Source organism: Pedococcus sp. 5OH_020, from assembly GCF_027812955.1.
GTDB lineage: Bacteria > Actinomycetota > Actinomycetes > Actinomycetales > Dermatophilaceae > Pedococcus.
In genome coordinates this window covers 80,992-98,473 of record NZ_JAPYZV010000005.1, presented here as the reverse complement: position 1 = coordinate 98,473, position 17,482 = coordinate 80,992, and the positions used below count along the sequence as shown (strand labels likewise).

The window sequence follows — 17,482 nt, the reverse complement described above, 5'->3', positions numbered from 1 at the left end:
ATATCATCGCGCCTCGTGACCGCCACCCCGTTGACCGGTCCGGGCCACCGGACCATCTCCTTCGTGGCTTCGCTCGCCCGGCACGGCCCCTCGCCGGCAGTCCTCACGCGCGACGACGTCGTGTCGTACGCCGCGCTGGCCGGTCGCGTGGAGCAGGAGGCACGACGTCTTGCAGGCGCCGAACGCCGCCTCGTGCTCGTGGCTGCTGAGAACTCGCTGGACGCCCTCGTCACCTACCTTGCCTGCCTCCACGCCGGTCACGTCCCGCTGCTGGTCCCCGGGGACCGCCTGCACCACGTGGACGGGATCGTCGACGCCTACGACCCGGACGTCGTCGCCGGACCAGGGCCGACCGGCTGGCGGGTGGTCCCCCGCCGGGACGCCACCGCACACGACCTGCACCCGGATCTTGCGCTCCTGCTCACGACGTCGGGCTCGACCGGGTCGCCCAAGCTCGTCCGGCTCTCGCACGCCAACGTGGACAGCAACGCCACGGCCATCGCCGAAGCACTCGCCATCCGCCCGACGGACCGGGCCATCACGAGCCTGCCGCTGCACTACTGCTACGGCCTGTCCGTTGTGCACAGCCATCTCGCAGCGGGTGCCGCTTTGGTGCTGACCGACCTGTCCGTCGTGGACCCCTGCTTCTGGGAGCTCTTCGACGGCACCTGCGCCACCACGCTGGCCGGCGTGCCGCACACCTTCGAGCTGCTCGCCCGCAGCGGCTTCGCCGAGCGGGAGCATCCGTCGCTGCGCGCCGTCACGCAGGCCGGCGGCCGGCTGGACCCGGCGCGAGTCCAGGAGTACGCGGGGCTGGGGCGAGAGCGGGGCTGGGACCTCTTCGTGATGTACGGGCAGACGGAGGCCACGGCGCGGATGGCCGTGCTGCCACCAGACCTCGCGGACAGCCGTCCGGAGTCGGTCGGCCTGCCCGTCCCTGGAGGCTCGTTCCGGATCGAGCCGCTGAACTGGCTCGACTGCGGGCTCGGCGAACTCGTCTACTCGGGACCCAACGTCATGCTCGGGTACGCCGAGTGCCTCGAGGACCTGGCCCGGGGCCGAGACCTACAGGAGCTGCACACCGGCGACCTGGCGCGCCTGGGCGCCGACGGGCTCATCGAGATCGTCGGACGGCGCGGCCGGTTCGCCAAGGTGCTCGGCCTGCGCCTCGACCTCGACCAGGTCGAGGCAGACCTCGCGGCGGCCGGTCACCGGGGACACTGTGTCGACCTCGGGGACGCGGTGGGTGTCGTGGTGCCGCAGGCCGGAACCGGGGGCGAGGTCGTCGCCCTGGTGAGCCGCCGCCACGGCATACCGGCGTCTTCGGTGGTCGTCCTCGACGGGCACGAGACCCCGCGCCTGAGTACGGGGAAGCCCGACTACCCCCGGATCGGCGACCTCCTCGGGGCCAGCCGGGCGGAGCACGCGGCGTTGAACGCCGACGCGGCCCGGCAGGCGGCCCGGGAAGTCGCTCTGGTCGACACCATCGTGGAGCTCTACCAGGAGCTGCTCGCGGCACCGCGGGCGACGAGGTCGAGCAGCTTCGTGGACCTCGGGGGTGACTCGCTCTCCTACGTCGAGGTGTCGCTGCGGCTCGAGCGCCTCCTCGGATCGCTGCCTTCCGGCTGGCATCTCCTGGCGCCGGACGTCCTGGTGCCGCCGGCCGCCGAACCGGCTCGCGCGCAGGCCCCTGCGCCCCGGCGCTCGTGGCCACAGCGGCTGCACCAGGTCGACACCACGGTCCTGGTGCGCGCCCTTGCCGTGCTCCTCATCCTGGCCAACCACACCCACCTGTCGTTCGTCCCGGGCGGCGCGCACACGCTCCTCGTCGTCGTGGGCTACAACCTGGCACGGTTCCAGCTCACGTCGCGCCCCCGGGCAGAGCGCGTCCGCGGCGTGCTACGCAGCGTCCAGCGGGTGGTCCTTCCGAGCTCAGTGTGGATCGCCGCGGTGGCGCTGCTGGCGGGCACCTACGACTGGCGCAACATCCTCATGGTCAACCAGGTCTTCGGCGACTGGGCCACGTGGTCACCGCACTGGCACTACTGGTTCATCGAGGCGATCACGTCGCTGCTGCTCGGTACCGCCCTCCTGCTGGCCGTCCCCGCGGTGGACCGCTGGGAACGACGACATCCGTTCGGCTTCCCGCTCCTCCTCGTGGGCGTGGGGCTCCTGACGAGGTATGCCGTGGTCGTTCCCGACGCCGGCCCCTACCGTGGGGCGAACGCCTACGTGCTGCTATGGCTCTTCGCCACCGGCTGGGCCGCGGCGCGGGCCCGGACGACGCCTCAGCGCGTGCTGGTCTCCGCCATCCCCGTGCTGACCATCCCGGGTTTCTGGCCCTCGATGCCCGGCCGCGAGGTGACCATCATCGTCGGGACGCTGGTGCTGGTCTGGTTCCCCACGGCCCGGGTGCCCGGCTGGGTGGTCAGGGGCGCCTCGACCATCGCGACGGCGTCCCTGTTCGTGTACCTCACGCACTTCGTGGTGTACCCGCGCGTCATGGCACTGAGCTCGGTGCTGGCCATGGCTGCCTCGCTGGCGGTCGGCATCGCCTACTGCCGCGTCTGGAGCGCCACGGAGGGCCGCGCCCGACGCTGGTGGCGCGGTCGCCGGTGCGGCGGTCGGACTCGGGTTACAGGTACTGCCCCGTGTTGGCCACATTGTCGATGGAGCGACCCGGCTCCGTACCGCTCTTGCCGGTGATCAGCGTGCGGATGTACACGATCCGCTCGCCCTTCTTGCCGGAGATGCGAGCCCAGTCGTCCGGGTTCGTGGTGTTCGGCAGGTCCTCGTTCTCCTTGAACTCGTCGACGCAGCTCGCCAGCAGGTGGTCGACCCGGATGCCCTTGGCACCCACCGTCAGGTAGTCCTTGATCGCCATCTTCTTGGCCCGGTCCACGATGTTCTGGATCATCGCCCCTGAGTTGAAGTCCTTGAAGTACAGGACCTCCTTGTCGCCGTTGGCGTAGGTGACCTCGAGGAAGCGGTTCTCCTCGATCTCGGAGTACATCCGTTCGACAGCGGCGGTGATCATCGCGTCGACCGTGGCCTGCGGCGACCCGCTGTGCTCGGAGAGGTCGTGCTCGTGCAGCGGCAGGTCGGCGGTGAGGTACTTGGTGAAGATGTCGCGGGCGCTCTCCGCGTCGGGTCGCTCGATCTTGATCTTCACGTCCAGCCGCCCCGGCCGAAGGATGGCGGGGTCGATCATGTCCTCGCGGTTGGAGGCGCCGATGACGATGACGTTCTCCAGGCGCTCGACCCCGTCGATCTCGGAGAGGAGCTGGGGCACGATCGTCGTCTCCACGTCCGAGGAGACCCCCGAGCCCCGGGTGCGGAACAGGCTGTCCATCTCGTCGAAGAACACGACGACCGGCGTACCACCCGACGCCTTCTCCCGCGCCCGCTGGAAGATCAGGCGGATGTGCCGCTCGGTCTCGCCGACGTACTTGTTCAGCAGCTCCGGGCCCTTGATGTTGAGGAAGAAGGACTTGCCGAGCGGCTTGCCCTCCTTCTCCGCGACCTTCCGCGCCAGCGAGGAGGCGACCGCCTTGGCGATGAGGGTCTTGCCACAGCCAGGAGGACCGTAGAGCAGGACCCCCTTGGGCGCCTTGAGCTGGTGCTCCTTGAACAGGTCGGGGTGCAGGTACGGCAGCTCGACGGCGTCCCGGATCGCCTCGATCTGGCCGGCCAGCCCGCCGATGTCCTCGTAGTCGATGTCCGGGACCTCCTCCAGCACCAGGTCCGACACCTCCGCCTTGGGGATCCGCTCGTAGACGAACCCCGAGCGGGACTCCAGCATGAGCGCGTCACCCACCCGGATGGGCTCGCCTTCGAGGGAGTCGGCCAGGCGGCATACCCGCTCCTCGTCGGCGTGGGCCACGACCAGCACCCGACCGTCGCCGAGCAGCTCCTTGATCATCACGACCTCGCCGACGCGCTCGTAGCCACAGGTGGCCACGACGTTCATCGCCTCGTTGAGGCGCACCTCCCGGCCACTGGACAGCTCGGCCGGGTCGACCGCCGGGCTGACGGCCACATGCATCTTGCGGCCGCCGGTGAGGATGTCGACGGTCGCGTCGTCATAGGACTCCAGGATCACGCCGTACGCCGCGGGCGGCTGGGCGAGGCGGTCCACCTCCGACTTGAGGGTGACGATCTGTTCCCGTGCCTCCTTGAGGGTGCGCACGAGACGCTCGTTCTGCGAGGAGATGGTCGCGAGGTTGGCCTGCAGCTGCAGCACCTTGGTCTCCAGCTCGCGCGATCTCACGGGCGCGTCGGCGAGGCGCTGGCGCAGGGCGGCGACCTCTTCGGCCAGGAGCTCTGCCTGGCGACGGTCCTCAGGGCTGTTGTGGCTGGTCATGTCGGCTCCCTCGGTGGCGAACGACCTCTGCCGACCGTGCCTGAACACGGCCGATGACCCAACCTAACCCTGAACTACTCCGCAGTCGTGGAGGTTTGCGTCACAGAACGGCGAACGCGCCGGATCTTCTTGTCCGAAGGGACGAGCTCGCCGATGTCCTCTGCGGTGAACTCGCTGTCCCGCCCGAAGGCCGCCTCTCCCGCGAGCACGTCCTCGTCCTCGCCGGCGCCTTTGCCGGGCCGCCTCTTGCGCAGTGGCGGGGTGACGCCCGGGGCCAGCCGCCGCGTGGTGATCAGGAAGCCGGTGTGCCCGTGCATCCGGTGCTGCGGACGGACCGCCAGGCCTTCGAGGTGCCAGCCACGCACGAGCGACTCCCACGCCTCCGGCTCGGTGTAGCCGCCGTGGTCCCGCATCGCCTCGGCGACCCGTGAGAGCTGGGTGGCCGTGGCGACGTAACAGATGAGCACCCCACCGGGAACCAGGGCCTGTGCCACGGCGTCCAGGCACTCCCAGGGTGCCAGCATGTCCAGCACCACGCGGTCGATGCTGCCCGCCTCCACCTGCCGGGGAAGCTCCTCGACGAGGTCCCCCACGGTGACCTGCCAGGCCGGGTGGTCCTGGCCGAAGAAGGCCCGCGCGTTGGCCTTGGCGATGTCGGCGAAGTCCTCGCGCCGCTCGTAGGAGTGCACCTCCCCGTGCTCACCCACGGCTCGCAGCAACGACATCGAGAGCGCGCCGGAGCCCACCCCGGCCTCGACCACCCGAGCCCCCGGGAAGACGTCGGCCATGGTGATGATCTGCCCGGCATCCTTGGGATAGACCACGGCCGCCCCGCGGGGCATGGACATCACGTAGTCGGCCAGCAGTGGGCGCAGGGCGAGATACTCCACGCCGGCGGTGTTCCGCACCGTCGAGCCGTCCGGCGCACCGATGAGGTCGTCGTGCGACAGCCGTCCGCGGTGCGTGTGGAACTCCCGGCCGGCCTCCAGCGTGATGGTGTGCAGGCGCCCCTTGGGGTCCGTCAGCTGCACGCGCTCCCCGGCCGTGAACGGCCCCCGGCGCAGCGCGGCGCCGACGGCGCCGGAAGGTTCGCAGGACACGGGGTCGGGGGCGCTGCTCATGGGGCGCGAGTCTAGTTGCGGCTCAGCGCCTTCCCGATGTCGGCGGCGTGCACCACGCCCACGACCCGGCCTCCGTGGACCACCGCACCCAGCGAGATGCCGTGCCGCTGCAACGCGGTGAGGACCGCGACGACGTCACCCTGGGGGTCCGCGTCGACGACCCAGCCGGGGTGCTGGCGGCTCGCGACGGCGGCGACGCTCGTGGCGCCCCGCGCCTCCTCCGGGACGGCGGCGAGGTGCTGGGCGTCGACGTAGGCGTCCGGGTGGCCCGAAGGACCGACCACGACCAGCTCGCGCTGTGCCTGGCGGACGGCCTCGGCCACCGACGTGCCTGCCGAGACGACCGACGCGGGTCGCATCACCTGGCCAAGGGTCACCCGGCTGATGGCCCCCAGAACGCGGCCGCGCCGGATCGACTCCGTAGCGCCCGTCCAGAGCACCCCGGCGATGATGAGCACCCAGATCTGGTCGAAGCCCACCTGCCCTCCACGGGCCAGCGGCCGGAGGAAGAACCAGGCCACCACGGCGAGGGCCAGCAACCGGCCGCACCAGCCCGCCACGACGGCCCCGCGGTTCCGGTCGCCGGTGGCCTTCCAGACCAGGCACTCCACCACCTGCCCGCCGTCCAGGGGCATACCGGGAAGGACGTTGAGCACGGCCAGCGAGCCGTTGATGATCACCAGACCGTGCAGGAGCCGGGCCAGCAGGGTCCCGTCCGACGGTGTGCTGAGCGACGCCAGCGCGGCGAGCAGTCCGTTCGCCGCAGGCCCCGCCAACGCCACCATGGCCATTCGGCCGGGGCTGCTGCGCACGACCTCCATCGACGTGTGGCCGCCCCACAGGTTCGCGACGATGCGGATGACCGGGAGACCGAAGGACCGGGCGGTCAGCGCGTGCGCGGCCTCGTGGACGAGCACGCTGAGGAGCAGCAGCAGAGCCTGCGTCGCGCCCACTGCCACGCCGAACAGGGGCCGGGTGGCGAGCACCGGCTGGGCGACGAGCACGATGATCACGACAGCGATCAGGAACCAGCTCGGCGCGACGTAGACCGGGATGCCCGCGACGCGGGCGATCCGGACGCCGTGGCCAGCCTCGTCCCCGTCCTGCAGGCGTGCTCGCGTCGTCATGGGGCGACACTACGTGACCACGTCGTACCGCAGATCCGGCGCGGGGCCATACTTGTGCAGTGCCCAGCCCCACCACGTTCCAGCCCGACGCGACCGACCAGCTGAGGACCGCCTTGAGCGAGCGGATCCTCGTCATGGACGGTGCCATGGGCACGATGATCCAGCGCGAGGGGCTCAGCGAGGCCGACTATCGCGGTGAGCGGTTCGCCGACTGGCCGAGCGACCTCAAGGGCAACAACGACCTGCTCAGCCTGACCCAGCCGGAGGTGATCGCCGGCATCCACGCGGCATACCTCGAAGCCGGCGCGGACCTCATCGAGACGAACACCTTCAACGCGCAGCGGATCTCGCTCGCCGACTACGGCATGCAGGACCTGGCCTACGAGATCAACCTGGCGTCGGCCCGCTTGGCCCGCCAGGCCTGCGACGCGATGACGGCCCGCACGCCGGGACAGCCGCGCTGGGTGCTGGGCGCCCTGGGCCCGACCAACCGCACCGCGTCCATCTCCCCCGACGTGAACGACCCGGGGGTGCGCAACATCACCTACGACGAGCTGGTCGAGGCCTACCTCGAGCAGGCTCGCGGCCTCGTGGACGGCGGCGCGGACGTCCTCATCGTCGAGACGATCTTCGACACGCTCAACGCCAAGGCTGCCATCTTCGCCCTCGAGACCCTGTTCGAGGAGCACCGCCGGCGGTGGCCGGTCATCATCTCCGGCACGATCACCGACGCGTCCGGACGGACCCTGTCCGGTCAGGTGACCGAGGCGTTCTGGAACTCCGTGCGCCACGCGCGACCGATCGCCGTCGGGCTCAACTGCGCCCTGGGCGCTGCCGAGATGCGGCCGTATGCCGCCGAGCTGGCGCGCGTGGCCGACACCTTCGTGTCGTGCTACCCCAACGCAGGCCTGCCCAACGCCTTCGGGGAGTACGACGAGACGCCCGAGGCGATGTCGGCTGTCGTGGGCGAGTTCGCCCGCTCCGGACTGGTGAACCTCCTCGGGGGCTGCTGCGGCACCACGCCCGACCACATCGCCGCCATCGCCAAGGCCGCCGGCGAAGAGTCCCCGCGGGTCCCCGTCACGGTGGAGCCGGCGCTGCGCCTGTCTGGGCTGGAGCCGCTGACGGTCACCCCGGAGTCGCTGTTCGTCAATGTCGGGGAACGGACCAACATCACCGGGTCGGCACGGTTCCGCAAGCTCATCCAGGCGGAGGACTACCCCGCGGCCCTGAACGTCGCGCGCCAGCAGGTGGAGGCAGGGGCGCAGGTCATCGACATCAACATGGACGAGGGGATGATCGACGGCGTCGCCGCGATGGACCGGTTCGTCAAGCTCGTGGCCAGCGAGCCGGACATCTCGCGGGTGCCGCTGATGATCGACTCCTCGAAGTGGGAGGTGATCCAGGCCGGGCTGAAGTGCGTCCAGGGCAAGCCGATCGTCAACTCGATATCGATGAAGGAGGGCGTCGGCCCCTTCGTGGAGCACGCCCGCCTGTGCCGCAAGTACGGTGCTGCCATCGTCGTCATGGCGTTCGACGAGGAGGGCCAGGCCGACTCGCTGCAGCGGCGCAAGGAGATCTGCCGCCGGGCGTACGACATCCTGACCCAGGAGGTCGCCTACCCCGCCGAGGACATCATCTTCGACCCCAACATCTTCGCGGTCGCGACGGGCATCGAGGAGCACGCCACCTACGGCACCGACTTCATCCAGGCGACGCGCTGGATCAAGGAGAACCTGCCCGGTGCCCTCGTGTCGGGCGGTGTCTCGAACGTCTCCTTCTCGTTCCGCGGCAACAACCCCGTGCGCGAGGCGATCCACGCGGTCTTCCTCTTCCACGCCATCCAGGCGGGGATGGACATGGGCATCGTGAACGCCGGCGCCCTGGTCGTCTATGACCAGGTCGACGCCGAGCTGCGCGAGCGCATCGAGGACGTCGTGCTCAACCGCCGGCCCGACTCGACCGAGCGGCTGCTGGAGATCGCAGACTCCTTCAACACCGGTGACACCAAGCAGGAGGCCATCGCGGAGGAGTGGCGCTCGCTTCCGGTGGGCGAGCGGATCACCTACGCCCTGGTGAAGGGCATCGACGAGCACGCCGAGGCCGACACCGAGGAGCTGCGGCAGGAGATCTCCGGTCGCGGCGGGCGCCCCATCGAGGTGATCGAGGGCCCGCTGATGGACGGCATGAACGTCGTCGGCGACCTGTTCGGCAGCGGCAAGATGTTCCTGCCGCAGGTCGTGAAGTCTGCCCGGGTCATGAAGAAGGCGGTCGCCTACCTCATCCCCTTCATCGAGGCCGAGAAGACCGAGGCGGAGGTCGCGGAGAACAAGGCCAAGGGCAAGATCGTCATGGCCACGGTGAAGGGCGACGTGCACGACATCGGCAAGAACATCGTCGGCGTCGTGCTCCAGTGCAACAACTACGACGTGGTCGACCTCGGCGTGATGGTGCCGGCGCAGAAGATCCTGGATGCCGCGCGCGAGGAGAAGGCCGACGTCATCGGACTGTCGGGCCTCATCACGCCGAGCCTCGACGAGATGGTCAGCTTCGCGGGCGAGATGGAGCGGCAGGGCTTCGAGCTCCCCCTCCTCATCGGGGGCGCGACGACCTCGCGGGCGCACACGGCGGTCAAGGTCGACAAGCAGTACCACGGGCCCGTGGTCTGGGTGAAGGACGCCTCGCGCTCGGTGCCGGTCGTCTCCCAGCTGCTCTCCGACGAGCTGCGCCCCAAGCTGCTGGCCGACGTCACCGCGGACTTCGACGCGCTTCGCGCCCGGCATGCCGCGAAAGCGACCGAGCGGCCCCTGGTCACGCTGGAGCAGGCCAGGGCGAAGGCGACGCCCATCGACTGGAACCGGTACCGCCCGCCGGTCCCACACCTGGTGGCCGCCCAGGAGAAGGAGCTGCTGCGTCGCCAGTCAGGCGCCCCGAGCCGGTCCGTCACGCAGTTCGTGCGGACGTTCCACGGTTATCCCTTGTCCGAGCTGCGGGACTACATCGACTGGGGACCGTTCTTCCTCGCCTGGGAGATGAAGGGCCGGTTCCCCGACATCCTGCACAACCCCGCGACCGGGGAAGCCGCCACGAGGCTGTACGAGGACGCTCAGCGGATGCTCGACCAGCTCATCGAGGAGAGGTGGCTGACCGCCAACGGGGTCATCGGGCTCTTCCCGGCCAACTCCGTGGGTGACGACATCGAGGTGTACACGGACGAGACGAGGCAGCAGGTCGCCACGACCCTGCACTCCCTGCGGCAGCAGGGCCAGCACCGCGAGGGTGTCCCCAACCGGGCGATGTCCGACTACGTCGCTCCTCGGGAGACGGGGTTGGCCGACCACGTCGGGGCCTTCGCCGTGACGACCGGACTCGGTTCCGGGGAGCGGATCGCGGCGTTCAAGGCGGCGAACGACGACTACAGCGCCATCCTGCTCGAGTCCCTGGCCGACCGCCTCGCCGAGGCCTTCGCCGAGCGGATGCACGAGCGCGTCCGACACGACTTCTGGGGCTACGCGCCCGACGAGCACCTGAAGAACACGGAGCTCATCGCGGAGAGGTATGTCGGCATCCGGCCGGCGCCCGGCTACCCCGCCTGCCCGGACCACACCGAGAAGAAGCTGCTCTGGGACCTGCTGGACGTCGAGCGGAACACCGGCATCGAGCTCACCGAGTCGATGGCCATGTGGCCGGGTGCGGCCGTGTCGGGCTGGTACTTCTCCCACCCGGAGTCCCAGTACTTCGTGGTCGGACGGCTGGGACGCGACCAGGTCGAGGACTATGCGCGGCGCAAGGGCTGGACGCTGGCCGAGGCCGAACGGTGGCTGGGCCCGAACCTGGGCTACGTGCCGGAGGACTGACCGCGTGGCCCGTCGTCCCGGTGCGGCGTGGCTGCACTGTCGGTGACGCCGAATACGGTGTGTGACATGGTTCCCGCCCTCTCGCCGAGCCGCGCATCGGACTTCAAGCAGTGTCCGCTGCTGTACCGGTTCCGCACCATCGACAAGCTGCCGTCGCCGCCGAGCCCGGCGGCCGCCCGCGGCACGCTGGTGCACGCGGTGCTGGAGCGGCTGTTCGACCTCCCGCCGGAGGGACGGACCCCGGCCGCGGCCCAGGCACTGCTGGGTCCCCAGTGGGAGGCGCTCGTCGAGGCGGAGCCGGCGCTGGCCGCCATGATCGCCGAGGACGAGCGACTGTCGGAGGACGGCTGGTTCGGTGACGCGCAGGCGCTCATCGAGACGTGGTTCACCCTCGAGGACCCGACCCGCCTGGAGCCCGCCGAGCGTGAGCTCTATGTCGAGGCGGACCTCGACGGGCTGGTGCTGAGGGGGTACGTCGACCGGCTCGACGTCGCCGCCGACGGAGCGATGCGGGTCGTCGACTACAAGACCGGCCGGTCCCCCAGCGAGCTGTTCGAGGGCAAGGCGCTCTTCCAGATGAAGTTCTACGCGCTGGTGCTCTGGCGGCTACGGGGCGAGATCCCGCGGCTGCTCCAGCTGGTGTATCTGGGCAACGGCGAGGTGGTGCGCTACGCGCCGGACGAGCACGACCTGCTCGGCCTCGAGCGCAACCTCAAGGCGGTGTGGTCCGCCATCGAACGCGCCGCCAGTACCGGGGACTGGCGGCCGAAGACGTCACGCCTGTGCGACTGGTGCGACTTCCGTGCGCTCTGCCCCGCCTGGGGCGGGACCCCGCCGCCTCTTCCGGAGAACGCCGCGCTGATCGCGCTCAACCCGGCCGTGTCGGGTCAGGTCGAACCGGCCGACGACTGACGGGCGCCGTCGAAAAGGGCTCGAAGGTCCCGCGGACCGATGCCCCGCAGGCTCGGCACCTGCACGGCTCCGACGGTGAACGGCACGGGCACGACGTGAGGTACCGCAAGCGTGGGTACGCCTGCCGCCACCGCGGAGCGCACGCCCGCCGGAGAGTCCTCGATGGCCACGCAGTCAGCCACCTCCACCCCGAGCGCCCGCGCCGCCGCCTGGTACGGCTCGGGGTGCGGCTTGCCATGCTGCACCTCGTCCCCGGTCACCACCACCGCGAACGTGCCCGCGGGCAGAGCCGTCACCACGGCGTCGGCGAGGGACCGCCAGGACATCGTGACCAGGGCATTGGCCACGCCGGCCTGCCCCAGCGCTGCCAACAGCTCCAGGGCGCCCGGCCGCCACGGTACGTGCACCCGGACCTGGGCGATCACCCGGTGGAGCAGCTCCTCGATGATCTCGAGCGGCTCCAGCGTCACCGGGCTGTTGTCCCGGATGAACTCCGCCGACACCATGAGGTCGTTGCCGACCAGCTGATGGGCGTACTCGTCGCTCCATACGCCGCCGGCCTCCTCGACGATGGCGTGCTCAGCGTCGATCCAGTACGGCTCGGTGTCGACGAGGGTTCCGTCCATGTCCCACAGGACGGCTGCCGGCAGCGTTCCTGCCGACGATGGGGCGGTAGGCGTGGATGGCATCGAACAGGCTCCGGAGGGTGACGAGGGCGGCGCGCCCGACTATACGGACCGGACGCGCTCGGACCCAGGCGGACCGTAGGGTGGGAGAGCGAGATGTGCGACCAGCACACGCAAGGAGGAACGGTGATCGAACTCGAGGACGTCCCGGAGCTCGACAACCCGGTCGTCGTCGCCGCCTTCGAAGGGTGGAACGACGCGGGCGAGGCAGCCACCGCAGCGATCGACCACCTCGTCGAGATGTGGGACGCCGACGCCATCGCGGCTCTGGACCCCGAGGACTACTACGACTTCCAGGTGAACCGCCCCCGTGTCGTGCTCGACGAGGGCCGCCGCCGCATTCACTGGCGCACGACGCGGATCCTCGTCGCCACGGATCCCGGGATCGGGCGAGACGTGGTGCTGGTGCAGGGCATCGAGCCGTCGTTCCGCTGGCGCGCCTTCACGATCGAGCTGATGGAGTTCGCGCAACAGGTCGGTGCCAGCACGGTGTTCACCTTGGGCGCGCTGATGGCAGACGTCGCCCACACCCGGCCGATCCCCGTGACGGCCACCTCGGACGACGACGACGTGATCCATCGCTTCGACCTCGAGCCGAGCCGGTACGAGGGCCCCACGGGCATCGTCGGGGTGCTCGCGGACGCGGCGACCCAGTCCGGGCTGCAGTCGATCTCGTGCTGGGCTGCGGTCCCGCACTATGCCGGGCACTCCCCCTCCCCCAAGGCGACGCTTGCGCTGATCTCGCGCTTGGAGGAGCTGCTCGACGCGCCGATCCCGCACGGCGACCTCGCCGACAGCGCGAAGGCCTGGGAGCGCGGGATCAACGAGCTGGCCGACACCGACGAAGAGGTCGCAGAGTACGTCCAGTCCCTCGAGGAGGCGCAGGACACCGCGGACCTTCCGGAGGCGAGCGGTGACGCGATCGCCCGGGAGTTCGAGCGTTACCTCCGGCGCCGCGGCCAGGACGGTCCCGGCTGAGAGGGACTGAACCCGGCTGGGACCGGACCTGGCCCGGACCGAGACCGGACGAGCCCTGCTGAGACTGCAGTCAGACGCGGACCCCGAGGATGGCGTCCAAGGCCCTGGCCAGCACCCCGGCGGAGGTGGCATCCGACCCGCCCACCTCCAAGGTCTCGCGTGCCCACGCGTCCACCGCCGCCAACGCACCGGGCGTGTCCAGGTCCCGCGCCACGTGCTCGCGGATCTGCTCGACGACGTCGGCCGAGTCCGGGGCGCTGTTCACCGAGAGCGCCGCTCGCCAGCAGCCGAGCCGGTCCTGCGCCTCTTCCAGCAGGTCGGCGGTCCAGGACCACTCCGTCCGGTAGTGCCGGGCCAGGAGGGCCAGACGGATCGCCATGGGGTCGATGCCGTCCGCCAGGAGCTTGGAGACCAGGACCAGGTTGCCCTTGGACTTGCTCATCTTCTCGCCGTCCAGGCCCACCATCGCCTGGTGTGTGTACGAGCGGGCGAACGGACGCTCGCCGGTGAGCACGACAGCCTGGGTGGCACTCATCTCGTGGTGGGGAAAGACGAGGTCGGTCCCGCCGCCCTGGATGTCGAACGCCATCCCGAGGTGGTCCAGCGCGATGGCGGTGCACTCCACGTGCCAGCCGGGTCTGCCTTCGGGCAGTCCCTCTGCAGCCCAGGACGGCTCCCCCTCGCGCGCGGCTCGCCACAGCAGGGGATCGAGGGCGTCCCGCTTGCCGGGGCGGTCCGGGTCGCCGCCCCGGTCGGCGTACACGGCGAGCATCTGCTCACGGGTCCAGCTCGACACGGAGCCGAACGCGGGATCGGTGGAGACGTCGAGGTACAGGTCGTCGTCCCTCGCTTCGGGCGTCGCCACCTCGTACACGGCTCCGCTCGCGAGCAGCTCTCGCACCGCCGCGCCGACCGCTTCGATGCTCTCGACGACGCCGACGTAGTGATCCGGCGGGATGACGGCCAGAGCCGTCATGTCCTCGCGGAAGAGGGAGATCTCCTGCGCCGCCAGGTCTCGCCAGTCGACCCCGTCGCGCTGGGCCCTTTCGAGGAGGGGGTCGTCGACGTCCGTGATGTTCTGCACATACAGGACCTCGTGCCCGGCGTCGCGCAGCGCCCGTCCCAGCACGTCGAAGGTGACGTACGTGGCCGCGTGCCCCAGGTGCGTCGCGTCGTACGGCGTGATGCCACACACGTACATCCGCGCGGTGGGCCCGGGGCGCACTTCCCGGACCGACCCGGTGGCGGTGTCGAAGACCTGCACAGGACGACCGGTGCCCGGCACAGCGGGGAGGAACGGCATGGGCCAGGAGATCACAGCCGCAGCCTACGGGGACCGCTCAGAGCGGCGGCCACGGGATTGCCGGCCACTGCCCGCTGGGCACCGGGTACACCGGCTCCTCCACCAACGCCCGCGTCCTGCGCCGGAGCGCCACCAGCTCGGCCGTGGTGAGCAACGGCCGCAGCTCACGGGACAGGGAAGAGCTTGCCTCGCTCAGCTGCTCCAGGACAGTGGTCAGCCGGTGCAGGTCCACGGCGGACAGTCGCTGGCCAGCGAAGCCCCACAGCACCGTGCGCAGCTTGTGGTCCTCGTGCAGGCTCACGCCGTGGTCGAACCCACGCAAGGCAGTCCCCTCCCGGACCAGATGGGAGCCCTTGCGGTCGGAGTTGTTCAGCATCGCGTCGAACGCCGCCACGGCCCGCACCGCCGCGCTGTCCTGGTGCACGACGATCACCGGCCGTCCTCGCTCGTTCTCGCCACGCAGTACCGGAACCCACCCCGGCGGAACGGCGTCGGGCCGGACCAGGTCGACGACGTACTCCGGCGCCACGTCGGGGTTCCCCACCCAGCGCTGCACCGACCCCTCGCCGTGCGGCCCGTCCCGCAGGACCGTCTCCGGGACGATGTCCCAGCCGCCGGCGCGGCTCAGCAGGTACGCCGCCCGCTCACGAGCAGCCAGCGACCCGTCGGGGAAGTCCCACAGTGGTCGCTCCCCCGAGACCGGCTTGTAGATCGCCAAGGGCCCCGCCTCGTCGCCCAGCCGGACCAGCAGAGCCAGGTTGGACGCGTCGGCCAGTGCGCCGAGGACCACGAGGTCGGCGTGGGCCAGGAGGTCCACCGTCGGCCCCGACTGCTCCGGGCCCCGCTTCAGCGCTTGTAGCCGTTCGCGCGGGGGCAGATGTGCCCCTGCGGCTCCAGCGGGCCACCGCAGAAGGGGCAGGGCGGACGACCCGCCGACACGACGGACTGCGCCCGCCGAGCGAAGGCCCTTGCCCGGGCCGGTGTGAGGACGACCCTGACCGAACGGGGTTCCTCGCTCAGCACGGCCGGGTCGGCGCTGGCCTCGGGGTCGTCCGGGTCGCGGTCCAGGCACTCGATCACCACGACCGCGCGGTCCTCGTCCCAGCCCAGGCTCAGCGTGTTGACCCGGAACTCGTCCTCGATAGGGGTGTCCAGGGGAGCGTTGTCCACGACCTCGGTGGCTGCGAAGTCGGCGCCGCTGCCGCCCGCGTAGCTGTCGAGCAGGTCGTTGATCCGTGTCGCGAGCACGAAGACCTGCTCCTTCTCCAGGGACACGCTGGTCAGTCGTCGACCCTCGCTGGCCTGGAGGAAGAAGGTGCGCTGTCCGGGTGGTCCGACGGTCCCGGCGACGAACCGGTCCGGCGGGTCGAACTCGTGTAGCGGCATGTCCGAAACTCTAACCGGCTCCCCCGCCGACCACCGCGTCGTGGGCGACCGGCGCCTCCGGCGGCGGAAGAAGCCGCCGCAGGTCGGGAGCGAGCTCGTTCGCCGAGAGCAGGAAGGTATGCCGTCCGCCGTACCGCACCGCGGAGACCGACGCCGGGTCCGCGGTGTAGCGCTGGAAGTGCGAGAGCCCGGCGCCGGTGGCGTCGGCCAGGACCGCCTTGAGCAGGTCGCCATGCGTGACGAGGAGCCAGAGCGCAGCCTCCCCTTCACGCTCGCGCACCTGCTCGTCGTGGCGCCGAACGGCAGCCACGACGCGCTCGCTCATCTCGCGCAGGCTCTCCGCGGCATACGTCTCGTGGTCCGGGAAGCGGGCGTTCGGGGGGTCGTCCTGCACCGTGGCCCACAGCGGCTCCTTCGCCAGCTCGGCCAGCGGTCTGCCGGTCCAGGCGCCGTACGCGCACTCCTGCAGGTCGGCCTCCAGGAGCACCTCGACCTGCGCCTCGGCCGCCAGCGGAGCGGCCGTCTCGAGGCAGCGCTCCAGAGGGCTGCTGACCACGCGGGCCAGCGGGATCCCGGAGAGACGCTGCGCCAAGGCGGCGGCCTGCTCGCGGCCCCGGTCGGTGAGGTGGATGTCGGGGAGCCGGCCGGCGAGGATCCCCTCCCCGTTGGCGCTCGAGTGACCATGGCGCACGAGCAGGACGGTGGGCACGACCGGCACTCTACGGGTCCTGGTCGCCCACGCTGTCCGTGACGTGGTGGAGTAGCCCCGTGATCATGGACCAGGCCATCTACCGTGACGGCACCCGAGGGCCGTGTGGCGACCTCAGCGACGAGCTCGAGGGGCTGCGCGCCGACCCCACCGGGAACGACTTCCTGTGGATCGGCCTGAAGAACCCGACCGACGCCGAGTTCGACCTCGTCAACGACGAGCTGAAGCTCCACCCGCTGGCGGTCGAGGACGCGGTCCGCGGCAACCAGCGCGCCAAGATCGAGCTCTACGACAACACCATCTTCGTCGTCCTGAAGACGCTGCGCTACATCGAGTCGTCCAGCGACATCGAGACCGGGGAGGTGATGCTGTTCGTCGGCGACCGGTTCGTGGTGACCGTTCGACGGGGCGAGGCCAACCCGCTGGTCGGCGTGCGGCACCGGCTGGAGCACGATCCCGACCTGCTGCGGCACGGCGCGATCGCCGTCGTCCACGCCGTCATGGACAGCATCGTGGACAACTACCTGAGGGTCGACCAGGAGGTCGCGCAGGACCTCGACGACATCGAGACCGCGGTCTTCTCGGGCTCGCCCGATGCGAGCTCCACGACCATCTACAAGCTGAAGCGCGAGGTGCTCGAGTTCCGCCGCGCGGCCGTGCCCCTGGCCGGTCCGCTGCGGATGCTCCACGACGGGTCGCGGTCACCGCTACCGGACCGTGAGATGCGGATGCTGTTCCGTGACGTCGCCGACCACCTGCTGCGGGTGATCGACCACGTCGAGAGCTACGACCGTCTGCTCACGGACATGCTCAATGTCCACCTCACGGAGATCTCGGTCCAGCAGAACAGCGACATGCGCAAGATCTCGGCCTGGGTGGCGATCGCTGCCGTGCCGACGATGATCGCCGGCATCTACGGCATGAACTTCGAGAACATGCCCGAGCTGCACTGGCGCTACGGGTACTTCCTCGCCCTGGGCCTCATGGCGGCCACGTGCCTCGCGCTCTACCGCGCGTTCCGCCGGTCCGGCTGGCTCTAG

The 17,482-nt window shown here is 70.4% G+C and carries 13 protein-coding genes; 5 read left to right on the top strand and 8 right to left on the bottom strand.

Annotated elements, in window-relative coordinates; all coding sequences use genetic code 11:
* The first annotated feature begins 15 nt into the window (after nucleotides 1–15).
* Nucleotides 16–2,706: an AMP-binding protein gene (locus PHA84_RS10290; RefSeq protein ID WP_270888013.1), complete on the top strand. Its 2,691-nt coding sequence runs from the start codon at nucleotides 16–18 to the stop codon at nucleotides 2,704–2,706.
* Here PHA84_RS10290 and arc read toward each other — a convergent pair.
* From arc to PHA84_RS10275, 3 genes are all read right to left on the bottom strand, one after another.
* The gene (gene arc / locus PHA84_RS10285) at nucleotides 2,636–4,363 is read right to left on the bottom strand and encodes a proteasome ATPase (RefSeq protein WP_270888012.1); all 1,728 of its coding nucleotides are present in this window, start codon (nucleotides 4,361–4,363) and stop codon (nucleotides 2,636–2,638) included. The two genes, PHA84_RS10290 and arc, sit on opposite strands and share 71 nt — an antisense overlap.
* Before the next feature lie 74 nt (nucleotides 4,364–4,437).
* On the bottom strand, nucleotides 4,438–5,484 hold the full coding sequence (locus PHA84_RS10280; protein WP_270888011.1) for a tRNA (adenine-N1)-methyltransferase: 1,047 nt from the start codon (nucleotides 5,482–5,484) through the stop codon (nucleotides 4,438–4,440).
* 11 nt (nucleotides 5,485–5,495) lie between these two features.
* Nucleotides 5,496–6,611, bottom strand: a complete 1,116-nt coding sequence (locus PHA84_RS10275) for a site-2 protease family protein (RefSeq protein ID WP_270888010.1) — start codon at nucleotides 6,609–6,611, stop codon at nucleotides 5,496–5,498.
* A gap of 59 nt (nucleotides 6,612–6,670) precedes the next feature.
* Between PHA84_RS10275 and metH the strand changes: the two genes are divergently transcribed.
* Together metH and PHA84_RS10265 are read left to right on the top strand one after the other, a co-directional pair.
* On the top strand, nucleotides 6,671–10,468 hold the full coding sequence (gene metH, locus PHA84_RS10270; RefSeq protein WP_442952869.1) for a methionine synthase: 3,798 nt from the start codon (nucleotides 6,671–6,673) through the stop codon (nucleotides 10,466–10,468).
* A 66-nt stretch (nucleotides 10,469–10,534) separates the two neighbouring features.
* Nucleotides 10,535–11,380 carry a RecB family exonuclease gene (locus tag PHA84_RS10265; protein WP_270888009.1) on the top strand — a complete coding sequence of 282 codons (846 nt, stop codon included), beginning with the start codon at nucleotides 10,535–10,537 and terminating at the stop codon, nucleotides 11,378–11,380.
* Here PHA84_RS10265 and PHA84_RS10260 read toward each other — a convergent pair.
* Nucleotides 11,356–12,069 carry an HAD family hydrolase gene (locus tag PHA84_RS10260; RefSeq protein ID WP_270888008.1) on the bottom strand — a complete coding sequence of 238 codons (714 nt, stop codon included), beginning with the start codon at nucleotides 12,067–12,069 and terminating at the stop codon, nucleotides 11,356–11,358. The two genes, PHA84_RS10265 and PHA84_RS10260, sit on opposite strands and share 25 nt — an antisense overlap.
* Nucleotides 12,070–12,192: 123 nt before the next feature.
* Between PHA84_RS10260 and PHA84_RS10255 the strand changes: the two genes are divergently transcribed.
* A complete protein-coding gene (locus PHA84_RS10255; protein ID WP_270888007.1) occupies nucleotides 12,193–13,044 on the top strand; it encodes a PAC2 family protein in 852 nt (283 codons plus the stop codon).
* 70 nt (nucleotides 13,045–13,114) lie between these two features.
* On the opposite strand, the gene mshC is transcribed toward PHA84_RS10255, so the two are convergent.
* From mshC to PHA84_RS10235, 4 genes are read right to left on the bottom strand one after another with little or no spacing between them, the layout of a single operon-like run.
* A complete protein-coding gene (gene mshC, locus PHA84_RS10250) occupies nucleotides 13,115–14,362 on the bottom strand; it encodes a cysteine--1-D-myo-inosityl 2-amino-2-deoxy-alpha-D-glucopyranoside ligase (RefSeq protein WP_270888006.1) in 1,248 nt (415 codons plus the stop codon).
* Between the two features lie 22 nt (nucleotides 14,363–14,384).
* Nucleotides 14,385–15,164, bottom strand: a complete 780-nt coding sequence (locus PHA84_RS10245; RefSeq protein WP_270888005.1) for an SCO1664 family protein — start codon at nucleotides 15,162–15,164, stop codon at nucleotides 14,385–14,387.
* 29 nt (nucleotides 15,165–15,193) lie between these two features.
* On the bottom strand, nucleotides 15,194–15,733 hold the full coding sequence (locus tag PHA84_RS10240) for a DUF3090 family protein (protein ID WP_270888004.1): 540 nt from the start codon (nucleotides 15,731–15,733) through the stop codon (nucleotides 15,194–15,196).
* Nucleotides 15,734–15,743: 10 nt separating this feature from the next.
* A complete protein-coding gene (locus PHA84_RS10235; protein WP_270888003.1) occupies nucleotides 15,744–16,442 on the bottom strand; it encodes an MSMEG_4193 family putative phosphomutase in 699 nt (232 codons plus the stop codon).
* A gap of 59 nt (nucleotides 16,443–16,501) precedes the next feature.
* Between PHA84_RS10235 and corA the strand changes: the two genes are divergently transcribed.
* Nucleotides 16,502–17,482, top strand: coding sequence for a magnesium/cobalt transporter CorA (gene corA, locus PHA84_RS10230; RefSeq protein WP_270888002.1), 981 nt, complete (start codon nucleotides 16,502–16,504; stop codon nucleotides 17,480–17,482).